The sequence below is a fragment of the Microvirga sp. P4_G7 genome, from assembly GCF_056401005.1.
This window is the reverse complement of the sequence record NZ_JBFUKD010000606.1, coordinates 1-2,257: the sequence shown is the minus strand read 5'-3', so window position 1 is coordinate 2,257 and position 2,257 is coordinate 1. Positions and strand designations below refer to the sequence as shown.

Below are 2,257 nucleotides of genomic sequence, written 5' to 3'. Positions count from 1 at the left end.
ATATGCAGAAGCAATACTTCGCGTCCCTCCAATCAATCCTGGAAGGCTCCTGGCAACACTCCGACAAGGAGCGTCAATAGCTCAGCCAGCGGCCTTCACCAGCGCAACGGTGGGACGGTCAGTCCGGCGCTGCGCCGGCATTCGCTGCGCCCTCTCCCGACGTTCAGCGGATCGAACCAACAGAACCGACGGATTATGGAAAATCGGCTCCTGGAGCGCGCCATCGACGTCGCTCCGCGTGAGGCCGATATCCTTCAGCATCCTGTCGTCGAACTCGGCCAGATTGCGGACTTCGCTGCGATGTTTCAGGGCGCGGAAGAACGCGACGAGTTGCGACATGGCATTCCGAACCGTGCGACCGACCAGCGTCGCCCCGGTGGAGGACACATAGGAAATGGACGGATGGGCCATGATCGTAACCTTTTCTCATCAACAGGACGAATGGGCGCGAGTCGACACGTCGCGAAGGATCCAAACCCTCACGGCTACGTCCGACCGACGCCGGATCCTCGGAATCGAGTGATCTGGGGATTCTATAGCGCCAGACAAGTCATCACTTGAAGCGATTGTTTTAGATGTGTTACATCAACGATATTGATGATGAGGCTAACGATGCACCTTCTCGATATCGACCAGCTCAGGACGTTCGTAGCGATCGCGGATAACGGCTCCTTCACCCGCGCCGCCGAAGTCGTGCACAAGACTCAGAGCGCGGTTTCCATGCAGATGAAGCGCTTGGAAGACCGGGTCGGCCGTGCCCTCTTCGAGCGTGATGGGCGACTGTCCAAGCTCACCGACGAGGGCGAGCGGTTGCTCGACTACGCCCGCCGCATCGTCAGGCTCAACACGGAATGCATGGCCTCCTTCAACGACAACGAGTTGATCGGGCGTGTGCGCCTCGGCCTCCCGGACGACTATGCCGACCGATACTTGCCGGAGATTCTCGCGCGCTTCTCGCGGTCCAATCCCCGAGCCGAGGTGACGGTGACATGCGAACCGACTCATCACCTGATCGACCGCGTCCATAGCGGCGATCTCGACATGGCGATCATCACGCATGTYGATCGTCGCGGACCGTCCGAGATCGTTCGCATCGAACAGCTACTTTGGGTCACGTCGGCGCGCCACGCGATTCACGAGGAACCCCTGGTTCCTCTCGCACTCGGACGCCCGAATTGCGATTGGCGTCATTCGGCGACACAAGCACTCGAGAGCGCCGATCGCGCTTTTCGCATTCTCTATGTGAGCTGGAATTCGACTGCCGTCGGCGCGGTCGTCCTCGCCGGTCTTGCGGTTTCCGTTCTGCCGGAAAGCGCCGTGCGGCCCGGCATGCGCATTCTCGGCCCATCGGACGGTTATCCCGCCCTTCCTTCTTGCAAGATCGGTTTGATCCGTGCGCGTACGGAATCGAACCCGCTTGCCGATGCGCTCGGCTTCCACATCAAGCAATCGCTCGACAATCTCGGTTCGTCCCGCACGGTGATGCTGCCGGCGGCTGAATGATGCCTCACGCCCTGGCGGGGCGCGTCAGCACGAGGACGTTGCCCGCCAACGCCAGAACGACGCCGGCGACCGCCGGCAGCGTCCAGACATACCCTTCAAGCACGGTCGAGACGGCGAGCGCGACAATCGGAAACAACACTGTCGCGTAACCTGCGCGCGCAGCACCGAGGCGACGCAGCAACGTCAGATAGCTCGCGAAAGCCAAGACCGACGCTCCGATCGCGAGATAGACCAGTGAGCCTATGTATTTGAACGTCGGCTCGATGATGAATGCATTTCCTCGCAGGAGATTCAGAACGACGAGAATGGCGGTGCCGTAAGTCATCGCCCACGCGTTGGCGGAGAGCAGTGGTACGCCGCGGCGCTGGACAACAGTCGAGATCATGTTGCCGACGCAGAAAAACAACGTTCCCAAAGCGCAGAAGCCGAGCCCGATCAGCGCGCCGGTGTTGAATCCCGCACCTGTGATTTCGGGCCAGAACAGAAGCCCGAGACCGAGGACGCCCACCGCACCGCCGAGCGCGACTCGCGGCTCGATCCTCTGACGGAACAGAACCGCACCGAGGATGAGATTGAAGATCGAGGCGAGCGAGAACACGACCGCCAAAAGACCGGAGGGAACGGTCAGTCCGCCGTAATAGAAGCAGATGAAGTTGAACGAGAAGAGACAGAGGCCCAGCCCGGCGAACCGCACATGGTCGGCCCGTGAAAAGCGTGTCGGAAGTCCGGCGACCCGGAGCCATCCCCACATGAC

At 60.9% G+C, this 2,257-nt stretch carries 3 protein-coding genes; 1 reads left to right on the top strand and 2 read right to left on the bottom strand.

The genetic code is table 11. The features are described from left to right. Positions 1–81: 81 nt before the first annotated feature. Positions 82–411, bottom strand: a complete 330-nt coding sequence (locus AC1DT3_RS18525; RefSeq protein ID WP_477466694.1) for a DUF1127 domain-containing protein — start codon at positions 409–411, stop codon at positions 82–84. A gap of 201 nt (positions 412–612) precedes the next feature. On the opposite strand from AC1DT3_RS18525, the gene AC1DT3_RS18520 reads away from it, so the two are divergent. Next, entirely contained in the window at positions 613–1,503 is an 891-nt protein-coding gene (locus tag AC1DT3_RS18520; RefSeq protein WP_477466693.1) for a LysR substrate-binding domain-containing protein, read from the top strand. 4 nt (positions 1,504–1,507) lie between these two features. Here AC1DT3_RS18520 and AC1DT3_RS18515 read toward each other — a convergent pair. Further along, positions 1,508–2,257, bottom strand: a 750-nt coding sequence (locus AC1DT3_RS18515; RefSeq protein ID WP_477466692.1) for a DMT family transporter, incomplete at its 5' end; no start/stop codon positions are given.

What these genes read in the sequence shown, in the direction of transcription:
- AC1DT3_RS18525 (WP_477466694.1), bottom strand. Translation starts at nt 411, where the DNA reads ATGGCCCATCCGTCCATTTCCTATGTGTCCTCCACCGGGGCGACGCTG.